The following is a 25,570-nucleotide window of genomic DNA, read 5'->3' as shown; positions in this document are numbered from 1 at the left end:
AAAAAACGCCATTGAGGGCTCCGAACTAAGGCTTTTGTAATACCTAATAGGCCTAATGCGCGGAAGTAACCCGCCACCATGAAAATTCCTTATACAAGCCTCGCTTGAGACGCCATGTCGCGTTAGATTCGCAGAAAATCCGCCTTTATCGAAAGTATGACCGTGCAAAACCCGATGCCGATCTTCACAACCGTTACTTTGATGGCCCCGACGCTGATTGCAGTTGGTGCGATCTGGGGGGGAATCTGGGCGATCGCGGGTCTGTTTTGGATGACGGCCCTGACAGCGACGCTGGATTTGCTCATCAGCCGTACACTTACGACGGTGGAAGGCGATGAATTCCCATCGGCAGACCGCCTTTCCATTGCACTTGCGATTGCGCATTGCGTCCTATGGGTTTTGGTCATTGCGGCCCTCAGCGGATGGACCGGCCTTGTGCTTTGGGAAAAGCTGGTCGTGTTTACGGCTGCGGGGCTGTTTATGGGGCAAGTGAGCAATTCCAACGCCCATGAGCTTATCCATCGACCGGGTCGTTGGCTGCGTCGTGCGGGGCGCTGGATCTATATTTCAGTGCTGTTCGGGCATCATCTTTCGGCGCACACATTGGTGCATCACGTCCATGTGGGCACGAAATCCGACCCAAGCACAGCACGCAGCGGTGAAAGTTTTTATCGTTTCTTTGCCCGCGCTTGGAAAGGCGGGTTTCGCGAAGGTCTTCGCGCCGAAAACCGTCGTTTTTCGCAATCAGGCCGCCCTTGGTGGCGCCATCCCTATTACGCCTACGTTGTTGGTGCGGTCCTTACACTTGTTGCAGCGGCAATCATTGGCGGCGGAACCGGCGTTTTCGCAGCGTTATGCCTTGCAGGATTCGCGCAGACCCAACTGATGTTGTCCGACTATGTTCAACACTACGGGCTGTCGCGGCGCATCTTGGCGAACGGTAAGCCAGAACCTGTCGGGCCACACCATTCATGGAATGCGCCCCACCTGATGTCCTCTGCCCTTATGCTGAATGCCCCGCGCCATTCGGACCACCACGCCCATCCTGCACGTGCGTTCCCCGCGTTGCGTTTGACTGAAGACATGCCCATGTTGCCGCGTTCCTTGCCCGTCATGGCCTGCGTCGCACTTTACCCGCGCTTATGGCGTCGCGTGATGGATCCACATGCCGCACGGTGGCAACAGCCTGCCGAATAACGACTTGAGCCTTTCCGCCGCCCGATAATTCTGCCAGCATCGCTACATGCGCGCACTTTTTATTACCCTCTTACTCGCAACCCCCGCCCTCGCCGAAACGCCGATTGACGGAGATGAATTCGAAGACCTCGTCACAGGTAAAACCCTGACCTATTCCAACGCGACAGGCCCTTACGGGATTGAATACTACGCTCCAAACCGCCGCGTGATTTGGTCGTTCATTGGCGGCGAATGTGAAGTCGGTGAATGGGTGGAGGTTCCCACCGCAAACGGGCCAAGCATTTGTTTTACTTACGAGAGCGAACCCAATCCGCAATGCTGGTATGTGTACAATGACACGGGCCAGATACGTGCCGATTTTGTCGGCAGCACCGGCGGTTCAATCCTGTATCAGCTTGCTGAAACCGAACCATTGGTCTGCGGCGGCGTCGGCGCCTGAAGGTTCGGGGCAGAATTTGAGTATTTAAGAACCAAAGAAAGTTAAAAGAGGCTTCCTTGATCCGCGGGCGGTGTTTTTGGCTTGGGTTTAGGCGATGGCTTGCCTGCGGGTTTCATTTTTCCATCGGCGAATTCAATTTCAAGCGACGCGGCCGATTTCGCGGCTTTCGCTGTGGTGACGACATCGCCGTCACCGCGCACCACGGCATAACCACGTTTCAGAGTTTCGCGGTAGCCGAGTGTTTCGCGCATACGATCAAGAGCATCCAAGCGACTTCGCTGACGTTGGGTTTGTGTGACGGCCGCCGAAACAAGCCGCGCGTTGCGGGTTTCCAGCCGTTCGCGCCCTTGCGCGATACGGTTGTTCAGCATGCTCGGGCGCAACTGGCCAGCAACTTCGCCAAGCCGAAGGCGACCAACCCCGACGCGCACTTGCAGAGCGGCGTCCAGTTTTTCTGACCAATAATCAAAGCGTTGCTTGGCATCTTCGGTCAACTGTTCTGGCTTGGGCAGCACCCGCGCCAAATCCGCGACCCGTTGTTTGCGACGCGCGACCGCATCCGTCACCGCACGCGATGCACGGGCGCCCATCTGTTCAACCCCAGCCATCAAATCCAGACGCACGGGAACCGCCATTTCAGCGGCGGCAGACGGCGTTGGCGCGCGTTGATCGGACACGAAATCAATCAACGTCGTGTCGGTTTCGTGGCCAACGGCCGATATCAGTGGAATGTTTGACGACGCCGCGGCGCGCGCTACCACTTCTTCGTTGAAGCCCCAAAGGTCTTCGATAGATCCCCCGCCACGGGCCACAATCAGCAAATCAGGGCGCGGCAATGCGCCCCCGGGCGTCATGGCGTTGAACCCTTCAATGGCACGCGCCACTTGCGGGGCGCATTCTTTGCCCTGTACCGCAACGGGCCAGACTATCACCTTGCGCGGGAAACGGTCCCGCAAGCGATGCAAAATATCGCGAATGACTGCGCCTGTCGGCGAGGTCACAACCCCGATCACTTCAGGCAGAAACGGCAGGCTCTGCTTTCGATCTGCTGCAAACAGCCCCTCAGCCTCAAGCGCCTTTTTGCGTTTATCAAGCATCGCCATCAACGCACCAACGCCAGCCACAGCGACCTCAGTCGCGTTCAACTGGTACTTCGACTGGCTGCCAAAGGTGGTCATGCGGCCATGCACGACAACCTCCATCCCCTCCTCTGGGATCACAGAAAGCTGGGAAACTTGCCCCTTCCACGTGGTGCAGGCCAGCACATTGCGATCATCCTTGAGGTCGAAATACAAATGCCCCGAGCGCGCATGCACAACGCGCCCGACCTCGGCCTTTACCCGCACATGGCCGAATTCACCCTCAATTGCGCGCTTCACCGCGCCTGAAAGTTCGCTCACCGTGAATTCAGGGGTATTGCCTGCGGCTTCGGGTTCGTCGATTAGGTCCATTGGGTGCTCTTGTGCTGCGTTCCTGCGCACCTTAAACGGCAGCAAAGCGGAAGGGAAACAGCTGATGAACATCCTTATCTTGGGCGGCGGCGGACGCGAACATTCACTTGCATGGGCCGTCAAACAGAACCCAAAATGTGATCGCCTGATTGTGGCGCCTGGGAATGCTGGGATCGCCCAAATCGCCGAATGCGCGTCATTGGACATTGAAAACGGGGATGCAGTCGCAGGCTTTTGTGCAGAAAACGCCGTTGAGTTTGTCATCATCGGGCCTGAAGCCCCCCTCGCCGCGGGCGTCGCGGACGTTCTGCGCAGCAACGGTCTGACGGTGTTCGGATGTTCCCAAGCCGCTGCACAACTGGAATCGTCCAAGTCGTTCACCAAAGCGGTCTGTGATGCCTGCAACGCCCCAACCGCTGGCTACGGCCATTTTACCGACGCCGAACAGGCACACGCTTATGTTGATCAGCAAGGCGCACCGATCGTAATCAAGGCTGATGGCCTTGCGGCTGGTAAAGGCGTCGTCGTCGCGATGGACCTTGAAACCGCCCACACCGCAATCGACGATATGCTCGGCGGGCAGTTTGGCAGCGCTGGCGCTGAAGTGGTCATCGAGGAATTCATGGACGGTGAGGAGGCCTCTTTCTTCATCCTTTGCGACGGCGAGACCGTGCTTCCTATTGGCACAGCGCAAGACCACAAACGCGCGTTTGATGGCGACGAAGGCCCAAATACTGGCGGAATGGGCGCCTATTCGCCTGCCCCTGTTCTGACCGATGCGATTGCGGAAATCGCCCTGAACGAGATCGTAAAACCCACCGTCGCAGAAATGGCCAAACGGGGCACACCGTTTCAGGGCATCCTCTATGCTGGCCTGATGATCAAAGACGGCCAGCCCCGCCTCGTCGAATATAATGTCCGATTTGGCGACCCTGAATGTCAGGTTCTGATGATGCGCCTGGGCGCGCAAGCTTTTGATCTGCTGCATGCCTGCGCCGAAAATCGCCTCTCAGAAGTTGCACCAACCTGGGCCGACGACCACGCGATGACCATCGTGATGGCCGCCAACGGCTACCCCGGATCGTATGAAAAAGGCACAGTCATCAACGGGCTAGACGCCCTGCCCGAAACATCATCCGAGATGACCTTCCACGCAGGCACCGCCTCCAAAGACGGGCAAACCATCGCTACAGGAGGCCGCGTCCTCAATGTCACGGCCCGCGGCGCAACACTCCAAGACGCCCACGCACGCGCCTACGCGATGACAAAACAAATTGACTGGCCCGAAGGGTTCTATCGCAACGACATCGGCCACCGCGCCCTCTGATCTTGCTTTTGTTTCAGAAATATCCCCGCCGGAGGCGCATATTTCAGACTGATCAAACCCTCACCGTGATTGGCTCAGATCAACCAAACAACCCAATAAAAACAACAAAAGCCGCCCACTTAGGGGCGGCTTTTTCAATTTCTTTAACAGACGCTTAGGCTGCAGAAGCACGGCTTTGCAGTGTGTCTGTGATCTCGTTGCTAGCATCCGTTTCGTTGCCATTGCCTACGGCAGCAATCTCACGTGTCAGACGCTCAAGCGCGGCTTCATACAGCTGACGTTCGGAATAGCTCTGCTCACGCTGGTCATCTGCACGGTGCAAATCACGGACCACTTCGGCAATCGCAATCAAATCGCCAGAATTGATCTTCTGCTCATATTCCTGCGCGCGGCGGGACCACATGGCTTTTTTGACCTTCGCTTTGCCCTTCAGCGTCTTCATCGCATCGGCAACAACATCCGCGGAGGCAAGCGAACGCATGCCCACTTCTTCGGCCTTATTCGTCGGAACCTTCAACGTCATCTTGTCCTTTTCGAACGCGATCACGAACATTTCCAGCTCGAAGCCTGCAACTTCTTGCGTTTCAATCGAAACAATTTTGCCAACCCCATGCGCGGGGTAAACAACGAAATCATTCGGGCTGTAGTCGTATTTCTTCTTGGCCATTCTACTGGTCCTTCTCTCTCAATTCGGCATCACCACACGACAAAAAGTCCGGCGGCGACCAAAGGTCTCCGTCAGATCACATCGTTAAATCTGGTTCAGCAATAACGCGGCATTGAAGCCACCATAGCACAAAAATCGCCTGATTCCCACTAGCAAGTTGAAATGCTGCATTGCGGCGTTTTAGCCGCCTTCACCTGGCGCTTCGGAAAACAGTTCCATCTTGCCTTCTTTGCCGTCCATCTCTTCGGCAGTTGGCAACTGGTCTTTCTTGGTGATGATAACCGGCCACATCTCGGAATACTTGCGGTTGAATTCAACCCATTTTTCCATATCCGGCTCAGTGTCTGGACGGATCGCATCCGCCGGACATTCAGGCTCACACACACCACAATCGATACATTCATCAGGATGGATAACCAGCATATTCTCACCCTCGTAGAAACAATCTACTGGGCAAACTTCAACGCAGTCAGTGTATTTACAGGCGATGCAGGCATCATTGACGATGTAGGTCATGGGCTCGAGTCCTTTGTGGTCAGGGCGTCTGTAACCGCCACCTGCGCCACCTTCAAGACCTGACATTACGACCGTTTCAACGTGACCCCTTTAAGATGTCCATATCGCGGCGGTCTTTCTTCGTCGGCCTGCCCCCAACCCTATGTTCTAAAGGGTTAATCTTTGGCTCACGTGCCGGGGTCAAATCTTCGTATAATGCTTGTGCTTCCGGCGCTGGCCCACGCCGCACCCCAAGCCCGAGCACCTTAACAATGCGCACTTCGTCTTCTTTTGGAAATGTCAGCACCACGCCGGGCGAAATCGAGCGGCTTGGTTTGGACACGGGCGTGCCGTCCACCCGAATGCGCCCTGATTTAACGAGCGCGGTGGCCAGCCCGCGCGACTTAAAAAACCGCGCGTGCCAAAGCCATTTGTCTAATCGGAGACTGTCAGCAGCCTCGCTCAATCCTTCTTAAGCCCTGCCAGGGCAGCTGCGAACGGATTGTCAGGATCAATCGCTTTTTCCTTACGCGGCGGACGTGCCGAGAAATTCTGCGTTTTGTTGTTGCCTTGCGGCTTGCCGCGTTTTCCCTTTGGCGGGCCTTTGCGCTGCGGCTTGTCCCCTTGCGGGCGCGGGCTGCGTTTTGGCGCCCATGCAAAGGTGTAAAACACCTCCATCTCTGGGCCTTCTTCGGCCTTCTCAGCAGGTGCCGCTTCAGCAACTTCTGCGTCCGGCGCGGCCTCTGGCGCTGCTTTCACCTTCTCGCGCTCGCCTTTTTCACCCTTGTAGCCAAGACCTTCCATCAGGTTGGCGAACTGTTCCAGCGTCATACCAGTGATCGACAGCATGTCCGCCGTGGCCTCAAACCCTGCGCGGGTGTTTTGATCACGCAGCATATCCGCAAGGCGTTCTAGCATATCGATACGGATCGCACGTGCGCCCGCCGCGCGGTAACCGGACATTGTGTAAGTGCCATCAGGCAGACCATCGATTGTCGGCACAGTCACCAGACCGGGGGGCGGCGCTTCTGGAAAATCCTGCAAGCCTTTAGAAAGGCTCCACAATACCAAACGCAGACGCGTTGGTGCTGGCTTCAAGAGCAATGGCATAAAGATCGTAAATTGGCCGAAACGAACACCGTGTTTACGCAATGCGCCACGGGCGTCTTGTTCAAGCGCTTTGACGTCATTGGCGACGTCTCCGCGCGACACCACGCCGAAGCTCTCGGACAGGCGGAATGCAAACCCTTTGGCCAAACCTTCCAGCGTCTCGTCCGCGTTCATCTTCAACATCGGCTCAAACGCAGTCGCGATCTTGCGGTCAATGAAGTGCTGCAAACGGCGCTGCACTTTTTCAGCGACCTCTGCACCGGCCTCATCATCAACGAACGCCACTACCGTCGGTTTCAGGGGGTCTTGACCAGCGACCAGCTTCCCAACCGCATCGGCGCCCCACATCAGGCCGCCTTGCTCGGTGAAATCAATCTCGGTGTCGGGCGCGTTATAGAAACGGTCCGCGCGCAGATGGAACTGCGGAGCCAAGGCCTGAATGCTTGCCGCGCGAATGGTTTTCGCTTCCTCGGCGCTCGCATCCTTGTCCTGACGGAACCGGAATCCTTCGATTTTCCCAACGAACTGTCCTTCGACAGTCACTTCACCTTTGTCGTTTACGTCGGCCACAAGGCCCTCCTTTTGGTTGAGCCGGCGAAGCAAAACACTTGTCCGCCGGTCCACAAATCTTGCTGTCAGGCGTTCATGCAACGCATCTGATAGGCGGTCTTCTACAGCGCGCGTCGTGTCGCGCCAATGGCTTTCGTCATTCACCCAACCTTTACGCTGGGCGACGTAAGTCCATGTGCGGATATACGCCAACCGTTTGGACAGTGCGTCGATGTCCCCGTCGGTCCGGTCGATACGGTTCACTCGCCCCGCCAGCCATTCATCCGGCACACGCCCTGATTGATGCAGGAAGTTGTAAATATCGGTTAACAACTGCGCATGTTCGGCGCTGCTGATGCCGCGAAAGTCCGGAATGCGACACACATCCCACAGGAGTTGCACTGAAGGCCCGTCCGTCGCGCGTGCCGCAACCTCGGCGTCGGCGCTAACCGCCTTTAGCGCGCCTAAATCATCGCTTTCACGAACCCGCGTTAGCCACGGGTCATCGGTGCGCTCTTCCAACGTCTGGATCAGCCGCCCAACAGATCCAAACTGCAGCCGGGCATTGCGCCATTGCAGCTTTTTAACTGGCGCAAATTGGTTATCCTGAATCGCAGCAACAACGTCGTCATCCAGCAGCGGCGCTTCACCGGTCACTCCAAACGTACCGTTGTTCATGTGCCGCCCAGCGCGCCCCGCGATCTGCGCTAGCTCATTTGGCATCAGATGGCGCATGCGGCGGCCGTCAAACTTGGTGATCCCCGAAAACGCCACATGGTCGATATCAAGGTTGAGCCCCATCCCGATAGCATCCGTCGCCACCAGATAGTCGACATCTCCGTTTTGATACATTTCGACCTGCGCATTACGCGTTCGCGGGCTCAACGCGCCCATAACGACGGCAGCCCCACCCTTTTGGCGGCGCAAAAGCTCGGCAATCGCATAGACATTCTCAACCGAAAACCCAACGATTGCGGATCTGGCAGGCATGCGACTTATCTTTTTGGAACCTGAATACGTGAGCGTGCTGAACCGTTCCCGTTTCAGGAACTCCGCCTCGGGAACCATGCTCGCAATTGCGCCCCACATGGTCTCAGCGCCCATGAACAACGTCTCTTGCAGGCCCCGCATGCGCAGCAATCGATCCGTGAACACATGGCCACGGTCCAGATCCGCACACAGCTGAATTTCATCAATCGCCACGAAGTCCGCGCCGATATCTTGTGGCATGGCCTCAACGGTGCTGACCCAGTATTTCGCACGCGGCGGAACGATACGTTCTTCGCCCGTTACCAAGGCCACAACGCTCGGTCCGCGCAACGCAACGATCCGGTCATAAACCTCCCGCGCAAGCAGGCGCAGCGGCAGGCCGATTATGCCCGTTCTGTGCGCCAGCATCCGTTCAATCGCGTAGTGGGTTTTGCCGGTATTTGTTGGGCCTAAAACAGCCACAACCCGCCCGCCTCTCAGGGTCGACATGTTCACATTCCCTAAAAGACGTTAGAGCGCTTCACCGCGCAATTGGACCTGTAATCTTTCAATCATCGCAACGACTTCCGGATCATTCGGGACAAACTCCGCGACCTTGTGCCAAACCTCAAGTGCATCTTCTAGCCGCCCAATTTCCTCCAGCACAACAGCAACACCCGTCATCGCCCCGAAATGGCGCGGCTCAAGCACCAGAACTTGGCGCAGATCATCAATCGCGGGGCCGATTAGCCCCATTTGATAATAGGCCGTCGCCCGCCCATTGTAGCCTTCGGCGAAATCTGGCGCATGATCGACCAGTGCGGTGAAATGTTCGACAGCAATCTCGGGTGTACCGTCAACCAGCGCCTCATCCCCGCGCCGATACAGCAAATCCATCGCCGCAGAGCCGCTTTTTGACCATTCCGTAATGATTTGACCTTCAATCCGATCCGACTCACCTGGTTCCGCCTCAAGCAATTGTTCAAACAATTGGTCTAAACGGTCAGAATCAGCGCCCGTTTGCGCAGCAATAGGTGTGGAAAACCCCACTCCAACAAAAAGTGCCGCCACGATAGAATTGTGAAGATGTTTCTTAATGCCCATAGTGGAGAGTGTAGCGCATACAGCGCAATCTACCAGAGGCCTCGGTTCACAACTTCGGGGTCATAACAAAGGACGAGACCACATTATGAGCGACGTTATCACCCAAGCCGTAGACGCCCTGAACGCCAAAATGGGCGGAGACGGTTTTGACGGAACTGCTAAATTCGATATCGAAGGCGAAGGCGCCATTGTAATCGACGCAAACGGCGCACGCGCTGCTGACGACGACGCGGACGTGACCCTGTCTGCCAGCGCGGACACCTTCAAAGCAATTCTTGACGGCGAACAAAACCCAACGTCTGCTTTCATGACCGGTAAACTGGCCGTTGATGGCGACATGGGCCTTGCGATGAAACTCGCCGGAGTGCTCAGCTAATATGATAACCGCGGCCCCCTACCACGCTGATATTGCTGGAATGTCCGATGGTGCCTGCCATTGGTTAACCACCGTGGACGGGGTCCGCATTCGTGTCGGCCATTGGGCTGTTGAAAACGCCAAAGGGACGGTTTTAATCTTCCCTGGCCGCACGGAATACGTCGAAAAATATGGCCGCACAGCCAAGGACCTCGCCAAGCGTGGCTTTGCATCTGTCGCAATTGACTGGCGCGGTCAGGGCATCGCTGACCGCTTGCTCGCAAACCGCGCGGTTGGCCATGTCGAAACGTTTGAGGACTACCAGCTCGACGTGAAAGCCATGCTCGCGCATGTTAAATCGCTCGGGTTGCCGGAACCTTACCATTTGCTTGGCCATTCTATGGGCGGCTGCATCGGGTTGCGCTCTATTTACGATGGGTTGCCTGTGAAGTCGGCGGTCTTTTCCGCACCAATGTGGGGCATTAAAATGTCCGCAGCTCTGCGCCCTATCGCGTGGGGCCTCAGCTCGGTCAGTAAACCATTGGGTTTTTCGGATATTTTCGCACCGGGGCAACAGGCAGAAACCTACGTTTTGCGCGCCGAGGCGGGTGACAACACCCTTACATCAGACGTCAGCAGCTTCGGCTTGCTTCAAAAGCAGCTCAAAACCCATCCCGATCTGGCATTGGGCGGCCCGTCCTTGCACTGGCTGAACGAATCTTTGCGCGAAATGCGCACGCTTTCGCAACGCCCGTCGCCGGACATCCCATGCATAACCTTCCTTGGCAGCGACGAGGCGATCGTTGACCCCGCCCGCATTTATCAACGCATGGATAACTGGCCCCGTGGTGAACTGGTCGTCCTTGAAAATGGCCGCCACGAAGTCTTGATGGAAAAGCCCGCGATACGTGACCGTGTTCTGGATGGCGCAGAACGCCTGTTCCTCTCTCAGTCTCCGGAAATGGCTTAAACGCTACCTCCGCCAGATGCAGTCTAGGCAGTCACGTCCGGGCAAAACCGCCCGCCCCTTCCCGTTTGCTTTTGTTTCAAAAATATCCCCCCCGGAGGGCCGCCTAGCCAAATGCGCCCAGCATGCCTACATAAGACAAAACCAACAATGAGGCCCCCATGTTTGACCCCCGCACATTTGACGCAATTCCATCCTCCGGCACCCCGTTCGGGGACCTTCCTGAATGGGACCTGACGGATCTGTACCCCTCCACAGATGCCAAAGAACTCAAGCGTGACATGGATTGGCTCGAAAATGCCTGCCAAAGTTTCGCAAAGGACTACGAAGGCAAGCTTGCTGGGCTAGACGCGGATGGCCTGCTTGAGGCCGTTAAACGGTACGAGCAAATCGACATCATCGCAGGGCGCATTATGTCCTTCGCTGGCCTGCGCTATTACCAACACACCACCGACCCCGAGCGCGGCAAATTCATGTCCGACACGCAGGACAAAATCACCACGTTCACGACGCCACTGGTGTTCTACGGGCTGGAATTCAATCGCATGGACGATTCCCATGTCGACGGCTTGCTGGCAGCAAACGCAGACCTCGCCCGCTACAAACCCATCTTTGACCGCATGCGCGCGATGAAACCTTACCAGCTTTCTGACGAAATGGAAAAATTCCTGCACGATCAATCCGTTGTCGGGACCTCCGCCTGGAACAAACTGTTTGATGAAACCATCGCGGGCCTGAAATTCACCGTAGACGGCGAAGAGCTGAATATTGAGGGCACGCTAAACCTGCTGTCCGATCAAGACCGCGAAACACGCGAAAAAGGCAGCCGCGAACTCGCCCGTGTGTTTGGCGAAAACGTCGGGTTGTTTGCCCGCGTTCACAACACACTCGCCAAGGAAAAAGAGATCGAAGATCGCTGGCGCGGCATGCCATCCGCACAGGCCGGCCGCCACCTGTCCAATCACGTCGAACCCGAAGTGGTCGAGGCCCTGCGCAACGCCGTCGTTGACGCCTACCCGCGCCTTTCGCACCGTTATTACGCGCTGAAAGCCAAATGGATGGGCTTAGAGACCATGGAAGTCTGGGACCGCAACGCGCCGCTACCCATGGAAGACGACCGAACCGTCAGCTGGGACGAGGCCGAAAAAACCGTGATGGACGCCTACGCCACGTTCGATCCGCGCATGGCCGAAATCGCCAAGCCGTTCTTCACCGACGGCTGGATCGACGCGGGCGTTAAAGACGGCAAAGCACCGGGCGCATTTGCGCACCCCACCGTCACAACCGTGCACCCCTACGTCATGCTCAACTACCTTGGGAAACCCCGTGATGTCATGACCTTGGCCCACGAACTTGGCCACGGCGTGCATCAGGTTCTGGCGGCTGAACAAGGCGAATTGCTGTCTTCCACGCCGCTAACACTGGCCGAAACAGCCTCCGTCTTTGGCGAAATGCTGACCTTCCGCAAGCTGCTGGACAAGGCAGAAACCCAAGAAGAACGCAAAGTCCTGCTCGCGGGCAAGGTTGAGGACATGATCAACACAGTCGTACGCCAAATTGCGTTTTATGACTTTGAGTGCAAACTCCACGCTGCCCGTGGAAACGGCGAACTCACACCCGATGACATCAACGCGTTGTGGATGTCCGTTCAGGGCGAGAGCCTCGGCCCCGTGTTCAATTTCATGGACGGCTACGAGACCTTCTGGGCCTACATCCCGCACTTCGTCCACTCGCCGTTTTACGTCTACGCTTATGCGTTTGGCGACGGCCTCGTAAACGCGCTTTACGCCGTCTACGAGGACATGGGCGAAGATTTCAAAGACAAATACTTCGACATGCTCAAAGCGGGCGGATCAAAGCACCACAGCGAACTGCTGGCCCCCTTCGGGCTGGACGCCTCAGATCCGAAATTCTGGGCCAAAGGTCTCGGCATGATCGAAAGCATGATCGACGAATTGGAAGCGATGGAGGGCTAGGCGTTTTGCGCTTCGGCCTCTTCCCACTGATCGGCTAGTGCGTTCAGTTGGTTCTTCATTGCTTTATTCACTCTGGCGTTTTCCGAGAATTCCCGTCGGTTCGCCAAACGACGCAATGACGCATAGTCCCTCGCATCTGCGAGGGCACGAAGCCGCCATGGCAAATCCCCGCTCTCGGTAAGCGCTTTGATAAGGAGCGTATTCATTTCCACGTCAGCAACACCACCTTTGCACCATTCAGCTTCAAAGAGATGCATGATAAAGTCGAGGATCATTGGCTTTGGATGGCGCATATCGTCTTCCATTGATCCTGAGAAAACGTCATTCACCAGTTCGTAGGATGGCCAATAGAACACATTGGAATTTTTGGCTTCGCTGATGAACTCGTCAATTGCGACGCGCAGCACGGCTTTGGAAGTGGCATTTGCCGGAAGGCATGCTTGATCGCGGAACGTGGCAGCTAAGGGCACTGGGGACAATGTAACGATCAGTTTTGCATCCGGCCGATGCTTTTGGATCAGATCGTAAATGGCCTGAAGATTTTCCTTGTTTTCCTGCACTGTGGAAAGACGGAATTTATGCCGTTCCGGATCATAGCTATTTTTTGGAATGGTGCGCCAAAATACATTTTTTGAGACCTCGTCATACCAGACCTCTGATAGACCGACGGTCAGAATAAAAACTTCGGTCTTGTCGAAAATCGCCTTCGTCGCGAGGCGAACCTCCTCGTCATAGCCAAATTCTTCCTTTTTATAACCGTGCCACAACGCTTGTTCGAATTCTTTGCCTTCCCAAGCCCATTCAAATTGTTGGCGAAGAACAAAAGTGTTAACCATACCTTCGCCACAACGGATCACATAGGCAGCGCTCTCCTCTGAGTTTCCACCAGCGACATTAAAATTACGCTTAGTCAGATGGTTTGAGATATTAGCGGCAAAGCAACTTCCGAAAGCTGTAATGCGTGTATCGCGATCAATGGCCGGCTCATCAGGTCGCAAACCGTGCAATACGCTATCTGCAACGCCACTAGCGCTCATTAATTTGCCGCGAGAGGGTACGTAATTAGTGTGTTCGCCGCGAAACCAGGATTGGTGCTGATTGGTTTTCTGCGAAGTGTCTTGGAACCACACTGCACTTGATCGGCCGCCGTTTCGGACAACAATATTTGACGGCTTAGACACGTTAGCTGCTCCTACCCAATGATCCGCTGATATCTTTAGTTACTGCTGTTTTTACAGGCGATTATGGCGCCCACATTGTTAGTTATAGGCTAAGATAGGCACCATTACGCTGCAAGGCATTTTTTAGCTAGCACGTGCTCCTCAATCCAGTTCCGTCCAAGGCCACGGCTTCACTTCGGATGCAGCGGTCTGGTACCGCGTGGCTTTCGCAAACCAAATTCCGACATCGGTCCCAAGCTCAGCAAGACGTTCATTTGGCTGCTTGTTGTTCACCAACATGACAACAAACTGAACAACGGCTAAAACACCGATCGCGGTGCTGGCAAAGCTCATCATGATGGATATCAGGATCAGGTAGATCAACCGCGTGAACAGGCTCTCTTCCACGGGCTCCTCGGGCACGCGTTTTGCCGTGTTTTCTGGCATTACATCGTCAAACTCATGCGGGTCGGCCATGATCGAATCTCCTTGTTGTTGCGCCAGCCTAGCGAGTTGCCTTCGCTTCTTAAACCAAATCACACGTTCGGATTAGAACCCGCGCCACTATTGCTTTTGTTTCTTAAATATCCCCGCCGGAGGCTCCCCAGACAAGAAAAGGGCGCCAACCTTTCGGTCAGCGCCCCTTCTTCAACAGGCTGTTAAGCGTTTTCTAGCATGCCGCGCTCACGAGCGAGGGTTTGCATCTTTTTCTGCAGCTTCTCAAACGCGCGCACTTCGATTTGGCGGATGCGTTCACGGCTGACGTCGTATTGGCCGCTCAATTCTTCAAGCGTGATGGCTTTTTCCATCAAACGACGCTGCATCAGAATGTCCTTTTCACGGTCATTCAACACGTCCATCGCTTCGGCCATCAACTCGCGGCGCATGTCCAACTCGTCCTTGGCTTCATAGTCGCCAGCTTGGTCAGCGGATTCATCTTCCAACCAATCCTGCCATTGCATCGTGCCTTCGCCCTCAGACCCGACAGTGGCGTTCAGCGACGCGTCCCCACCGGACATCCGGCGGTTCATGGAAATCACTTCGTCTTCGGTCACGCCAAGGTCGTGGGCGATACGTTCAACATTTTCAGGGCGCAAATCACCCTCTTCAAGCGCGCCAATACGGTTCTTGGCTTTGCGCAAGTTGAAGAACAGTTTCTTTTGCGCAGATGTTGTCCCCAGCTTGACCATAGACCAGCTACGCAACACGTATTCCTGAATGGACGCACGGATCCACCACATCGCATAAGTCGCAAGGCGGAAGCCCTTTTCAGGGTCAAAACGTTTCACTGCCTGCATTAGGCCAACGTTTGCTTCGGAAATCACTTCAGCCTGTGGCAGACCATATCCGCGATAGCCCATCGCAATTTTGGCAGCCAGTCGCAGGTGCGACGTTACCATTTTATGCGCGGCTTCGGTGTCCTCGTGGTCCACCCAGCGTTTAGCCAGCATGTATTCCTCATCCGGTTCCAGCATTGGAAACTTGCGGATGTCCTGCATGTAACGGTTCAGGCCTTGTTCCGGCGACGGGGCCGGTAAATTTGTATAAGATGACATGTTTGTCCCCCTCATTAGTTCGCGTCCCATTATGGCAACGCGGCCGCATATGTTTACGGCCTTAACATCAATATGGTCACACTTCAGATCAATTCAAGACTGATCGGTTCACTTTTCGTAAGTTAGACTTAAGGAACAATGAACAGTTTACGAGATGTGTTTCTGCGCGTTCACGCACATGGGATTGTGTGTTTCAGCCCGAACCCTGCGCTATTTCGGGGGAAAGTCGCCTTAAAAGTCGGTTTCCCCACCCAATGCGGCCACCAAACCAACCATATCCGCGGGCATAGGGGCCTCAAAACGCAGCATTTCTTTGCTCACAGGGTGTTCAAATCCCAATGTCGCCGCATGCAAGGCTTGGCGGGAAAAATCATGCGCGGCTTGCCGCCCAGCGTCGCCAACCGCTTTTTCGGACAGTTTGCGCCGCCCACCATATGTCGGATCGCCGATCAACCCGTGGCCTGCGTGGGTAAGATGCACTCGAATTTGGTGCGTGCGCCCTGTTTCCAGCCAACAATCAAGCAGCGCGGCAACGGCGGGTTTGCCCAAAGGTTCCACAATACGCGCGCGTGTCACTGCGTGGCGGCCATTGTGCCAAACCACCTGTTGTTTCTGACGGTCGTGCTTGTGACGCGCCAGCTGCGTTTGCAGCTTTAGAATGTTACCCGGCTCAAAACTCGCGCCCTTAATTCCACGCACACGCGGGTCGTTGCTGTCAGGCACACCGTAGCAAATGGCGCGGTAGTGGCGCTCAACCGTGTGGGCCTCAAACTGTGCGGAAAGGCCATGATGGGCGCGATCCGTCTTGGCGACGACCAACAACCCGCTGGTTTCTTTATCAATGCGGTGCACGATACCGGGGCGCTTTTCACCGCCGACCCCGCTCAAGGCATCGCCGCAGTGGTGCAGCAGCGCATTCACCAGCGTCCCACCCGGCGTTCCCGGGGCCGGATGCACAACCATGCCCGACGGTTTGTTAATCACGATCAGATCGTCGTCTTCAAACACCACATCCAACGGGATGTTTTCAGGGGCGACATGGTAGTCGTCCACGATTTCAACCTTGATTGTAACGGCGTCCCCTTCGGCGGGCTTGGCGCGTGGGTCCGTAACCACCACGCCGTTCACCTGCACTGCACCATCCGCCAAAAGCCGCGCAAGACGCGACCGGCTCAGCGATGCATCCATCGGCACATTCAACGCCAACGCCTTATCCATCCGCGCTGGCGGGTTCTCGGCGATGGTGAATTCTACTGTTGTGGCGGTCATTGGGCATGCGTCCTTATCCTAGGCCGCGTCATAATCGCAGCCCGTAACGATGTCACGCCCCAGCAGCCCTGCAACCACTTGCACACGGACTCGACAATCTTCCGCTAGGTAAGTTAGCGTAAACATCTATCCCGATGGGATGTCGGGACTCGACGGGGCATTCGCCCACACAAGTTCTGGGAGGAACACATGAAATACTTTAATTTTAAAGCGCTTTCCGTCAGCGTTGCGCTGTCAGTTGGCGCAACCTCTGCAATGGCTGCCGAATGTATCGCGCCCGCAAACCCTGGTGGTGGCTGGGACTTCACATGCCGCCAAATTGGCAAAATCCTTTTTGATATCGGTCAGGTCGATGCACCTGTGCAGGTTACAAACCTCGCTGGCGCTGGTGGCGGCCTCGCGTTTTCCACTGTTGTGAACGAGCGTAACGACGACGTCGATTTGATTGTTGCGGCGTCTTCTGCGACGACCACCCGTCTGGCACAAAACGCCTATGGTGGTGCTACGGCCGATCAGGTTCGTTTCGTTGGTGCCATCGGTGCAGACCCGGGCGTAATTGTTGTGGCTGCTGACAGCCCATACCAGAACCTGAACGAACTGATCGATGCAATTATCGCTGACCCAGGCTCCGTTGCCTTCGCTGGTGGTTCTGCGGTTGGCGGGTTTGACCACCTTAAGCCGTTGCAAGTCCTGACCGCCGCTGGTTTCACTGACATCACAGCAGTGCGCTACATCGGTGTTGACGGTGGCGCAGATGCGATCACCCAAACCGTTGGTGGTTTCACCCAAGCGATGACGGGCGACATGTCCGAAGTCGTTGGTTTTCTTGATTCCGGCGACATTCGCGTGCTGGCCGTTCTGACCGAAGAACGCGTTCCGGGCTTTGAGGACATCCCAACGGCGATGGAACAGGGCTATGACGTTGTTGCTGTGAACTGGCGTGGTCTCTACGTGCCAAAAGGCATCTCTGATGAGGACTTTAACCTCTGGGCTGAGCGTTTGCAGGCCGTTGCGGACTCTGCTGAATGGCAGCAAGCGATGACAGACAATGGTCTGGCACCGTTCACCAAAGTCGGTGACGACTTCCAAAGCTGGATCGACAGTGTTGTTGCCTCCACTGAGGAGTTGTCCCGCGAAATCGGCGTAATCCAGTAAGGGCCGATTAAAATGAACAGGCTTTCAGACCGCATATTTGGTCTGGCCATGATCTGTGTGGCGCTCGTGTATATCGCGAGCGCCATGCAAGTTCAGGTCAGTTTCTTGTCAGATCCCGTCGGATCAAAGGCGTTCCCAATTGGTGTGGCATCCGTTGCTATCATCTGTTGCGTGGTGATGATCCTGCGACCGGACGAAGAACCCGACTGGCCTGTGATGTGGACAGTAGTGTCCATTATCATCTCTGTACTTTTACTCGTAGGGTATTCCTACGCGTTGAAACCAATGGGTTTTCTTATTCCAACAGCAATCGTATCTGGTGCGCTTAGCTATCAGATCAATCCCAAACCGCTGTCCGCTGTGCTGACCGGCCTTGGTCTGTCTATCGGGCTGTTCGTGCTGTTTCGCTATATTCTTGATCTCGGCCTCGTGCCGTTTGGAAAAGGCTGGTTTTAACATGGAAATCCTCGACAACCTCGCGCTTGGGTTTTCTATCGCCCTGTCGCCTTGGACGCTGATGCTGGCCGTTTTGGGCTGTTTCATCGGGACAATCGTTGGTGCCCTGCCCGGCCTTGGGCCATCTAATGGCGTCGCAATCATGATCCCGATCACGTTTTCTATGGGGCTTGATGCGGTTTCCGCCCTCGTCTTGCTCACGTCGATCTATTACGGCGCGATGTATGGCGGGCGTATTTCGTCGATCTTGCTGAACATTCCGGGCGATGAACCTGCGTTGATGACCACGCTCGATGGATACCCGATGGCCAAAAACGGGCGCGCGGCTGACGCGCTGGTAATCTCGGGCGTTGCGTCATTTGTGGGTGCTTTGCTGGCGACTATTGGCCTGATGCTGCTGGCACCGCTGTTGTCGCGCGTTGCTTACCAGTTCGGACCGGGCGAATACTTTGCCCTGTATCTGCTGGCCTTTGCCACCTTGGGCGGCATTTCATCTAACAACCAAGCCAAGGCTGCGCTTGCATCTTGTATCGGCCTGATGATCGCGATGATCGGGCTGGACCCGAACTCCGGCCTGCCGCGCCTGACGGGGGGCAATCTGCACCTTTATGACGGTATCGATTTCCTAGTCGCCATCGTCGGCCTTTTCGCCGTGTCCGAGATTTTCTTCTTTATCGAAAGCCACGGAAAATCCTCTGCGGCGGGTGTTACGATCGACAAAGTGCGCGTGCCGTGGCGCGATATCTGGTCCACCAGATGGACGATGCTGCGTTCGTCTTTTTTGGGCTTCTTTGCGGGCGTGCTGCCAGGTGCGGGCGCCAGCTTGGGCAGCTTCATGACCTATATGATGGAAAAATCCATCGCAGGCGACAAAGGCAAGTTCGGCACAGGCGTCCCCAAAGGCGTCGCCGCACCCGAAGCCGGAAACAACGCCGCCGCTGGTGGCGCACTTGTGCCCATGTTGACGCTGGGCGTCCCGGGGTCTGGCACCACGGCCGTTCTGCTGGCGGTTCTGGTCACACTCAACATCACACCGGGTCCAACGCTGTTCACAGATCGCCCCGACGTGGTCTGGGGGCTGATCGCCGCATTGCTCATCGCGAACTTCGTGCTGCTGTTCATGAACGTGCCGATGGTCAAAGTCTTCGTAAAAGTCCTGCAAGTGCCTCCCGCCATCCTGCTTCCGGGTGTGACGATGGTCAGCTTTGTGGGCATTTATTCCTTAACGGGCAGCTATTTTGACCTGCTGTTGGTCGTGGGCTTCGGTGTGCTGGGCTATCTGCTGCGCAAGCTGGATATCCCGACGGTTCCGGTGATCCTTGGCATTTTGCTGGGCCATCAGATGGAAAAACAATTGCGCGACGCAATGGTGCTGTCAGACGGCAGCGCGTGGGGGCTGATCTATACACGCCCATCCCAACCCGAAGATATCTCTTATATCGCGACGGGGCTCTTGATTGCCGCTGTACTTGGGTTCTTTGCACCGATCTTCCTGCGTCGCTTCATCACAAAACCGCAGCGCGTCAGTGACTAAGGTCCTCATCCCCTCCGGCGCGTTGGGCCTTGGCTACGACAAAGCCGCGCTTGAACATGGTATCGCGCAAGGGCCGGACCTGATCGCGATTGATGGCGGATCAACCGACTCCGGACCGTCCTACCTTGGGCGCGGCGTGTCCAAATACGCGCGCGAAAGCACCAAGGCCGAATGGCGGAACCTGATCGAGGCCCGCATCGCCGCGAACTGCCCGTTGGTGATCGGCACGGCAGGGACCTGCGGCACCGACAGCACCGTCGATTGGCTGTATGAAATAACGCTCGAAATCCTGTCAGACCTTGGCGCAACGGCCAAAATCGCACGGCTCTATAGCGAGCAAGACCCGAGCAAGATCGCGCAAACCCCGCTAACCCCGCTGTCCGCTGCGCCGGAGATTGACGCGAAAGCTATAACCAACTGCACCCACATCGTCGCCCTTGCAGGGGCTGAACAAGTCAACGCCGCACTAAACACAGGTGCGGATATCATCATCGCGGGGCGCACCACGGACACCGCGATTATTGCCGCCCTGCCCCTTGCCAACGGGGACCACGCAGGCGGAGCGTGGCATGGGGCCAAGATTGGCGAGTGCGGCGCGTTGTGCACGACCGCGCCGCAATCTGGCACCATCATGGTGGAATTCGACGCCTCGGGGTTCAACATCACACCAATGGGCGACGGCGCGACAGCGACGCCACACACCGTTTCAGCCCACATGCTTTATGAAAACTCCGACCCGTTCATCCTGTATGAACCCGGCGGGCATCTGGATGTGACCGCCACGCGTTACACGGATTTAGACGGCAAAACCGTGCGGGCAGAAGGATCCGTTTGGGTCCCGTCTGAACGGTATACTGTGAAGCTCGAAGGGGCGCGGATCGCGGGGTATCAGACCATCGCAATGGCGTTCCTGCGCGATGCACATTACGTGGCCAACGCGCAAGACTGGTGCGATGACATTATCAAACACCACGCCGCAAAAGCCGCTGACCGGATGGGTCTAGACCCACGAACTTGGCACGCAGAGCTGCGCATTATCGGCCAGCACGCCGTCCTTGGTGACCTTGAAAACAGACCGCCGACGGCGACCGAACTTGGCGTGTTGGCGATAATCACAGCACCCGATCAGCAAACTGCCAGCACCTTGGCCAAGCTGATGAACCCCTATCTTTTGCACCACCAACTGACCCGCGATGAAGAGATGCCAACCTTCGCATTCCCGTTCTCCCCCGCGGAAATCGACCGCGGTGCGGCCTACGAATTCGTACTGCACCATACGATGGAATTGTCTGACCCGATGGACGCCTTCCGGCTGGAGGTCACAGATGCCTAACCTGTCCCAAATCGTTCAAAAGATACGCTCTAAAAATGCCGGCCCGTTCTGGCTGACCATCGATATTTTCTGTGGCACGCCAGAGGCTTACGAGAAGACCGTAGACGGCCTCAGTACACAACGCGTCGCCGCGTTGTTCAAGACGGATGCGGCCACCGTCAAACGTTTCGACATCGCCGATTTGAACGTTGTGAAATTCTCAATGCCGCGCCCGACGATCCAAGGATCGCGCGATGATCGCGATATGCACGGCGCGGGCTGGGCGCCGCTTTTGGCAGAGCTTGAGATCAACTAGCCAAACCAGCGATTCATCAGCGGCGCGCCCGTAATCACGAAAACGATCCGCACCAAATGATGCGCCACAACCACAGCCGCATCTGCGCCCGCCACCAGCGCAACAATCGCCATTTCCGCCTGCCCGCCCGGCGAAAACGCAAGCACGGCTTCGGTGAAAGGCAACCAGCCAAACTGGACAATGAAATAGGCGAACACCGCCGACACCATCAGGCTCAACACGGTGAAAACCACGCCTGCGGTCACATCGACGCGCAATTCGCGCCATGAAATGCCCGCGTATTTCACACCAACCGTGAAGCCGATGAAAAACTGCGCCGCTTGGATCGCCTCGGCGGGTGGGCGGTGGTGGATGACGCCCAGCAACGACAATGCAGCCGTCAAGAAAAGTGGACCCAGAATGGACGCGCCAAACAGCCCGACGAATGCTGCAATGCGCCAGCCTGCGATGCCCGCAACAGCCAGCAAAACCAGTTCCTGCCAAGGCAGGGCTGTAAACGGATCGCCCACGGGTTGGTTCATGTCCACGCCGTACAGATAGGCGAAGGCGAATGGCAAAACAGTCACCACGATCAAGACCCGCGTGGCATGGATCAAAGACAGCGCGCGCACATCCCCTCCCGCTTCTTCGCCAAACAGCAACATGTCCTGTAAACCACCGGGCATAGCTGCATAAAACGCCGTCGGATGGTCAAAGCCGAACCCTTTGCGAAACAACGGATAGCCAACAGCCCCGACACAAATGACCAAAGGCGGCACCAACGCGAGCGTCCAGATCAACGTTCCGATCTGTGAAAACAACGCCGGAGTGATCGTCGCCCCGACGGCAACCCCAAGAATCGTTCGCATAACTTGGCTCGTGCGTGGCGCACCTTGCAACTGCACCCCGAACAGCGCCGCGATAAGACACCCCAGCAACGGCCCCAACAGCCACGGCAGCGGCAAAGACAGCACAATAAACACCGCCACACCGAAACCGGATATCAAAAGGGTAATCGCCAATGCCATAGGCCTAGGTCGCACGACAGCGAGGCGAATAAAAGGGGGGGGGTGGTACCGCCTCCCCGGCTTGAACGGGGGACCCCTGGTTCCACAAACCAGTGCTCTAACCAACTGAGCTAAGGCGGCATCAGGAGCGATTTAGCGAGGGCGGCGTATGATTGCAAGACCCAAGCCGCGCTTTGCGTAAGCGTTTTTTCACAGCCCTTGCTAAGAAGCGCCCGCACGGGGTAAATCGGGGCCAAGCATTCCAAAGGATCATGGTCATGGGCATTAACGACGAACGCGACATCGAAGCGAACCTACAAATCGGTCCGACCGACATCGGGCAGGTCCGCCTGTTCATCGAAGGGTCCGGCATCGAGATCCCAATGGACTTCTCACCTGACGAAGCCGAGGAAATCGCTGAAGAAATCGTTGCCGCTGCCAAAGCAGCCCGCATGGTGAAGCCCCGCTAAATGCAGCCTGTGGCGCTGTGGCGCGTCGGTCTGGTGATGCTGACCTCGATGACGCTGATCGTCGGGGGGGATGTTGCCGCAAAGGTGCTGACACAAGATGGGTTTAGCCCGCTGTTTATCGCATGGACCCGCTTTGCGTTGGCCTGTGTTGTGCTGTTGCCGTTTTGTGGGCTGACCCGCACGGACGCCCCTGCCCTGCGTGACCCGCGCGTGCTGCTTCGCGCACTCCTGATTACGGGTGGCATTAGCTGTATTCTTACGGCGCTGCGCACGGAACCTGTCGCGAATGTTTTTGGCGCGTTCTTCGTTGGGCCAATCGTTGCCTTCGCCCTGTCAGCCCTCTTGTTAAAAGAACGCATCACCCTTACCCGCAGCTTCCTGCTGGGCCTTAGTTTTCTCGGCGTTCTTTTGGTTGTGAAACCCGGTTTCGGGGTCTCGATCGGCATGGGGTTTGCAGTGCTGGCAGGCGTTTTGCACGGCAGTTACGTCGTCTCAACCCGCTGGATCGCCCCGTTTTATCGCCCAAGACTGCTGTTGTTTTCACAACTATTTCTCGGCGCGATTGTCCTTGCCCCATTTGGGCTAACAGCGCTACCCGACTCGGTGTCATGGGCTGCGCTTGGCCTGATCTTCGTTAGCGCGTTTGGCTCGGCTTTGGGCAACCTGATGCTGGTTTCACTTAGCAAAACAACGCCGTCGAATGTCATCGCACCACTGATCTACACCCAGCTTATTCCAGCGACGTTGCTTGGTTTCTTGGTGTTTTCGGATTGGCCGGATTGGGCCAGTTTTATTGGCCTCGCAATCATCTTCACAACAGGTGTTGCGTCTTTGGCGCTGTCACGCCGCTAAAGCAGTCCGCTTGTTAGGCGGTGCGTCGGGTCGCGAAACACCTGCAACCGCTGCGCCGCCGTTCGGGCAAACTTTTGCACCATCACCTTGCGCCGCGCCGGAGCGAGCTTGTCTTCGGGTGCCATGCGAATAACCTCACCGTCATAGGCATCCGCGATGATCAGCCCTGTTCTTTCGGGCAGCAGTTCCGTTGGAAATTCAGCATCCACAGCCCAAAAGAATCGGTCGCACCATTCCAGATAGCCCTGCCATTTGTTGTCGGATTGAAAATCAGCGCGGCTCGACTTGCACTCAATAACCCAAACTTCGCCCTTTGGCCCAAGCGCCATCACATCCACCCGCAGTCCGCGCGTTGGCACCAATTCTTCGACACAAACGAAATCATGACTGCGCAAATGGCGGCAGACCCCACGGGCCAAAAGCTGGCCGGGTTGGGAGCTGCTTATGTCGTCGTGGATCGCATCATCAGGCATTCGCCAAACATGAACAATGTGTGAACATCCGTCAAGTTGCAGGTCGTTCATACTGAAAGCCCCTTGACGAGATACCAAATGGTATCATATTAATGCGAAACCAAATGGTATTATGTGAGTCGAAAATGAATGAACCCCAACCCCTCTTTCGCGCCCTTGCCGACCCAACCCGCCGTGACATCCTGCTGATGTTACGCGGCACGGATATGACCATCGCGCAGGTTGCCGAAAACTTCGACATGACCCGCGCTGCCGTCAAAAAGCACCTAACCGTGCTGTCTGACGGCGGCCTAATAACTGTGCGCGCCCAAGGGCGCGAACGGTACAACACACTGAACCCAAACGCTTTTGCCCCGATCCGTGATTGGTTGTCGTTTTTCGATACCTTCTGGGACGCGCGTTTGGACGATTTGAAATCAGCCATCGAAAAGGATGCACAATGACCAATACATTGAACAAAACCATTTACCTAAAGGCGACCAAGGCCGACGTCTGGGCCTTCCTGACGGACCCTGACAAACTGGCGATGTGGTTTCACAAACCCAAGGTCGCGCTGGCCCAAGGGGACGCTTACGCGATGTACGGCACCACCAGCGGCGATAAACTGATGTGGGGTGACGTCGTGGCCGCAAACCCGCATGACTACCTCGAATACACCTTCACCATCGCGCCAATGGGCGATGCCGTCAGCACCGTGAAGTGGACGCTTGAAGACGTCGCAGGCGGCACGCGCCTGTCGTTGGTTCACGAAGGTCTGCCGGCAACCGAGGAAGCATTCGGCCTGACACTTGCCCTCGACAAAGGGTGGGAAGGCCACTTCGCTGACCTGCGCAAAGCGCTCCACGACGACTAACACTGCCCTTGTAGAAGCCCGCCCGCCGCACTACGTGTGTCCGTGGCGGGCTTCTGCTCCTCTCGTAACACAGTGGCATAATTCCAGTGGCCTTACGCAAATCCGAGGTGGCTGGCGCTGTCGGGGCTCTGGCTTCGTTACCTGGCTACCACCTGTACTTACAGGTCCTCGGGAATACATGACCCTACGGTTGCTGCGGGGCCCGCCACCTACCTATAAATTCAACGTCTTAGCGGCGCTTGGGCTTGCTCGCAGGAACTGGAATCGCAATCGGGTCTGGTTGAAAGATCGGCATCATGCGGCCGCGACGATCATTATCGTCGTCATCGTTTTCGCCCATTGTCATGATAACGATCGAAAACTGCACACCCGCGAAGACAATCCCGTTCAACACCCAAAAGACCAGTGTTGCCATGATGCCAATGTCGGACCCCATGATCAGCCCGCCGATTCCAGCAACGTCAACCCACATAATCGCGCCAACGAAAACGGCCGCGAGAACGAAGCCGAGAATACAGCTTTTGATATAAATCTTGATTAGGTCAGGTGATTTCCGAGTCGACATGTCAGCG

The 25,570-nt window shown here is 56.3% G+C and carries 28 protein-coding genes and 1 tRNA gene; 15 read left to right on the top strand and 14 right to left on the bottom strand.

Features of this window, described 5'->3' with window-relative positions:
• Nucleotides 1-174: 174 nt before the first annotated feature.
• Both OCA8868_RS07180 and OCA8868_RS07175 read left to right on the top strand, forming a co-directional pair.
• The gene (locus OCA8868_RS07180) at nucleotides 175-1,197 is read left to right on the top strand and encodes an alkane 1-monooxygenase (protein ID WP_179214805.1); all 1,023 of its coding nucleotides are present in this window, start codon (nucleotides 175-177) and stop codon (nucleotides 1,195-1,197) included.
• 46 nt (nucleotides 1,198-1,243) lie between these two features.
• Nucleotides 1,244-1,636 carry a hypothetical protein gene (locus tag OCA8868_RS07175; RefSeq protein ID WP_093995880.1) on the top strand — a complete coding sequence of 131 codons (393 nt, stop codon included), beginning with the start codon at nucleotides 1,244-1,246 and terminating at the stop codon, nucleotides 1,634-1,636.
• 41 nt (nucleotides 1,637-1,677) lie between these two features.
• Here the strand turns inward: OCA8868_RS07175 and xseA are convergent, their stop codons facing one another.
• The gene (xseA, locus tag OCA8868_RS07170) at nucleotides 1,678-3,087 is read right to left on the bottom strand and encodes an exodeoxyribonuclease VII large subunit (protein WP_093995879.1); all 1,410 of its coding nucleotides are present in this window, start codon (nucleotides 3,085-3,087) and stop codon (nucleotides 1,678-1,680) included.
• A 64-nt stretch (nucleotides 3,088-3,151) separates the two neighbouring features.
• On the opposite strand from xseA, the gene purD reads away from it, so the two are divergent.
• Entirely contained in the window at nucleotides 3,152-4,414 is a 1,263-nt protein-coding gene (gene purD, locus OCA8868_RS07165) for a phosphoribosylamine--glycine ligase (RefSeq protein ID WP_093995878.1), read from the top strand.
• Nucleotides 4,415-4,568: 154 nt separating this feature from the next.
• Here purD and OCA8868_RS07160 read toward each other — a convergent pair whose 3' ends face one another.
• The 5 genes from OCA8868_RS07160 to OCA8868_RS07140 form a co-directional block, all read right to left on the bottom strand.
• Nucleotides 4,569-5,081, bottom strand: a complete 513-nt coding sequence (locus OCA8868_RS07160) for a CarD family transcriptional regulator (RefSeq protein WP_093995877.1) — start codon at nucleotides 5,079-5,081, stop codon at nucleotides 4,569-4,571.
• 180 nt (nucleotides 5,082-5,261) lie between these two features.
• Nucleotides 5,262-5,597: a ferredoxin FdxA gene (gene fdxA, locus OCA8868_RS07155; RefSeq protein ID WP_093996189.1), complete on the bottom strand. Its 336-nt coding sequence runs from the start codon at nucleotides 5,595-5,597 to the stop codon at nucleotides 5,262-5,264.
• A 76-nt stretch (nucleotides 5,598-5,673) separates the two neighbouring features.
• Complete coding sequence (locus OCA8868_RS07150; RefSeq protein ID WP_093995876.1) at nucleotides 5,674-6,042, bottom strand: RNA-binding S4 domain-containing protein; 369 nt, start codon at nucleotides 6,040-6,042, stop codon at nucleotides 5,674-5,676.
• Nucleotides 6,039-8,714: a helicase-related protein gene (locus OCA8868_RS07145; protein WP_093995875.1), complete on the bottom strand. Its 2,676-nt coding sequence runs from the start codon at nucleotides 8,712-8,714 to the stop codon at nucleotides 6,039-6,041. The genes OCA8868_RS07150 and OCA8868_RS07145 overlap by 4 nt, the downstream gene beginning before the upstream one ends.
• Before the next feature lie 21 nt (nucleotides 8,715-8,735).
• Entirely contained in the window at nucleotides 8,736-9,275 is a 540-nt protein-coding gene (locus OCA8868_RS07140) for a tetratricopeptide repeat protein (RefSeq protein ID WP_306456113.1), read from the bottom strand.
• Between the two features lie 118 nt (nucleotides 9,276-9,393).
• On the opposite strand from OCA8868_RS07140, the gene OCA8868_RS07135 reads away from it, so the two are divergent.
• From OCA8868_RS07135 to OCA8868_RS07125, 3 genes are all read left to right on the top strand, one after another.
• Nucleotides 9,394-9,684 (top strand): SCP2 sterol-binding domain-containing protein, encoded by a 291-nt coding sequence (locus tag OCA8868_RS07135; RefSeq protein ID WP_093995873.1) that lies wholly within the window; start codon nucleotides 9,394-9,396, stop codon nucleotides 9,682-9,684.
• Nucleotide 9,685: 1 nt separating this feature from the next.
• Nucleotides 9,686-10,633, top strand: coding sequence for an alpha/beta hydrolase (locus OCA8868_RS07130; RefSeq protein ID WP_093995872.1), 948 nt, complete (start codon nucleotides 9,686-9,688; stop codon nucleotides 10,631-10,633).
• A 158-nt stretch (nucleotides 10,634-10,791) separates the two neighbouring features.
• Nucleotides 10,792-12,606: a M3 family oligoendopeptidase gene (locus tag OCA8868_RS07125; RefSeq protein WP_093995871.1), complete on the top strand. Its 1,815-nt coding sequence runs from the start codon at nucleotides 10,792-10,794 to the stop codon at nucleotides 12,604-12,606.
• Here the strand turns inward: OCA8868_RS07125 and OCA8868_RS07120 are convergent.
• The 4 genes from OCA8868_RS07120 to OCA8868_RS07105 all read right to left on the bottom strand — a co-directional run bounded on the left by OCA8868_RS07120 (nucleotide 12,603) and on the right by OCA8868_RS07105 (nucleotide 16,591).
• Complete coding sequence (locus OCA8868_RS07120) at nucleotides 12,603-13,787, bottom strand: GSCFA domain-containing protein (protein ID WP_143849562.1); 1,185 nt, start codon at nucleotides 13,785-13,787, stop codon at nucleotides 12,603-12,605. The two genes, OCA8868_RS07125 and OCA8868_RS07120, sit on opposite strands and share 4 nt — an antisense overlap.
• 141 nt (nucleotides 13,788-13,928) lie before the next feature.
• Nucleotides 13,929-14,243 carry a DUF4389 domain-containing protein gene (locus tag OCA8868_RS07115; RefSeq protein ID WP_093995869.1) on the bottom strand — a complete coding sequence of 105 codons (315 nt, stop codon included), beginning with the start codon at nucleotides 14,241-14,243 and terminating at the stop codon, nucleotides 13,929-13,931.
• A gap of 182 nt (nucleotides 14,244-14,425) precedes the next feature.
• On the bottom strand, nucleotides 14,426-15,322 hold the full coding sequence (gene rpoH, locus OCA8868_RS07110; protein ID WP_093995868.1) for an RNA polymerase sigma factor RpoH: 897 nt from the start codon (nucleotides 15,320-15,322) through the stop codon (nucleotides 14,426-14,428).
• A 231-nt stretch (nucleotides 15,323-15,553) separates the two neighbouring features.
• Nucleotides 15,554-16,591 carry an RluA family pseudouridine synthase gene (locus tag OCA8868_RS07105; RefSeq protein WP_093995867.1) on the bottom strand — a complete coding sequence of 346 codons (1,038 nt, stop codon included), beginning with the start codon at nucleotides 16,589-16,591 and terminating at the stop codon, nucleotides 15,554-15,556.
• Nucleotides 16,592-16,780: 189 nt separating this feature from the next.
• Between OCA8868_RS07105 and OCA8868_RS07100 the strand changes: the two genes are divergently transcribed.
• Genes OCA8868_RS07100 through OCA8868_RS07080 form a run of 5 tightly spaced genes read left to right on the top strand, consistent with a single transcriptional unit; the run spans nucleotide 16,781 to nucleotide 21,364 of the window.
• On the top strand, nucleotides 16,781-17,746 hold the full coding sequence (locus OCA8868_RS07100) for a Bug family tripartite tricarboxylate transporter substrate binding protein (RefSeq protein ID WP_179214804.1): 966 nt from the start codon (nucleotides 16,781-16,783) through the stop codon (nucleotides 17,744-17,746).
• Between the two features lie 12 nt (nucleotides 17,747-17,758).
• A complete protein-coding gene (locus OCA8868_RS07095; RefSeq protein WP_093995866.1) occupies nucleotides 17,759-18,202 on the top strand; it encodes a tripartite tricarboxylate transporter TctB family protein in 444 nt (147 codons plus the stop codon).
• A gap of 1 nt (nucleotide 18,203) precedes the next feature.
• Nucleotides 18,204-19,736, top strand: coding sequence for a tripartite tricarboxylate transporter permease (locus OCA8868_RS07090; RefSeq protein ID WP_093995865.1), 1,533 nt, complete (start codon nucleotides 18,204-18,206; stop codon nucleotides 19,734-19,736).
• Nucleotides 19,729-21,069, top strand: coding sequence for an acyclic terpene utilization AtuA family protein (locus tag OCA8868_RS07085; protein WP_093995864.1), 1,341 nt, complete (start codon nucleotides 19,729-19,731; stop codon nucleotides 21,067-21,069). Before OCA8868_RS07090 ends, OCA8868_RS07085 begins: the two co-directional genes overlap by 8 nt.
• Nucleotides 21,062-21,364, top strand: a complete 303-nt coding sequence (locus tag OCA8868_RS07080; protein ID WP_093995863.1) for a DUF4387 family protein — start codon at nucleotides 21,062-21,064, stop codon at nucleotides 21,362-21,364. The genes OCA8868_RS07085 and OCA8868_RS07080 overlap by 8 nt, the downstream gene beginning before the upstream one ends.
• On the opposite strand, the gene OCA8868_RS07075 is transcribed toward OCA8868_RS07080, so the two are convergent.
• Both OCA8868_RS07075 and OCA8868_RS07070 read right to left on the bottom strand, forming a co-directional pair.
• On the bottom strand, nucleotides 21,361-22,371 hold the full coding sequence (locus tag OCA8868_RS07075; protein ID WP_093995862.1) for an AbrB family transcriptional regulator: 1,011 nt from the start codon (nucleotides 22,369-22,371) through the stop codon (nucleotides 21,361-21,363). The two genes, OCA8868_RS07080 and OCA8868_RS07075, sit on opposite strands and share 4 nt — an antisense overlap.
• A 43-nt stretch (nucleotides 22,372-22,414) precedes the next feature.
• Nucleotides 22,415-22,491: transfer RNA gene (locus tag OCA8868_RS07070), tRNA-His, on the bottom strand.
• A gap of 137 nt (nucleotides 22,492-22,628) precedes the next feature.
• On the opposite strand from OCA8868_RS07070, the gene OCA8868_RS07065 reads away from it, so the two are divergent.
• Nucleotides 22,629-22,820 (top strand): DUF6324 family protein, encoded by a 192-nt coding sequence (locus OCA8868_RS07065; protein ID WP_093996187.1) that lies wholly within the window; start codon nucleotides 22,629-22,631, stop codon nucleotides 22,818-22,820.
• Nucleotides 22,821-23,672, top strand: coding sequence for a DMT family transporter (locus OCA8868_RS07060; RefSeq protein WP_245848102.1), 852 nt, complete (start codon nucleotides 22,821-22,823; stop codon nucleotides 23,670-23,672).
• On the opposite strand, the gene OCA8868_RS07055 is transcribed toward OCA8868_RS07060, so the two are convergent.
• Nucleotides 23,669-24,145, bottom strand: coding sequence for an MmcB family DNA repair protein (locus OCA8868_RS07055; protein WP_093996185.1), 477 nt, complete (start codon nucleotides 24,143-24,145; stop codon nucleotides 23,669-23,671). The genes OCA8868_RS07060 and OCA8868_RS07055 overlap by 4 nt on opposite strands.
• A 125-nt stretch (nucleotides 24,146-24,270) precedes the next feature.
• On the opposite strand from OCA8868_RS07055, the gene OCA8868_RS07050 reads away from it, so the two are divergent.
• Nucleotides 24,271-24,588 carry an ArsR/SmtB family transcription factor gene (locus OCA8868_RS07050; RefSeq protein ID WP_093995861.1) on the top strand — a complete coding sequence of 106 codons (318 nt, stop codon included), beginning with the start codon at nucleotides 24,271-24,273 and terminating at the stop codon, nucleotides 24,586-24,588.
• The gene (locus tag OCA8868_RS07045) at nucleotides 24,585-24,998 is read left to right on the top strand and encodes an SRPBCC family protein (RefSeq protein ID WP_093995860.1); all 414 of its coding nucleotides are present in this window, start codon (nucleotides 24,585-24,587) and stop codon (nucleotides 24,996-24,998) included. The genes OCA8868_RS07050 and OCA8868_RS07045 overlap by 4 nt, the downstream gene beginning before the upstream one ends.
• Before the next feature lie 229 nt (nucleotides 24,999-25,227).
• Here OCA8868_RS07045 and OCA8868_RS07040 read toward each other — a convergent pair whose 3' ends face one another.
• Nucleotides 25,228-25,563, bottom strand: coding sequence for a hypothetical protein (locus OCA8868_RS07040; RefSeq protein ID WP_093995859.1), 336 nt, complete (start codon nucleotides 25,561-25,563; stop codon nucleotides 25,228-25,230).
• Nucleotides 25,564-25,570: the final 7 nt, after the last annotated feature.

Origin of the sequence: Octadecabacter ascidiaceicola (assembly GCF_900185015.1) — a bacterium.
Taxonomy (GTDB): domain Bacteria; phylum Pseudomonadota; class Alphaproteobacteria; order Rhodobacterales; family Rhodobacteraceae; genus Octadecabacter; species Octadecabacter ascidiaceicola.
Note: the sequence above shows the minus strand (reverse complement) of the source record. Positions and strands in the feature narration are given on the sequence as shown.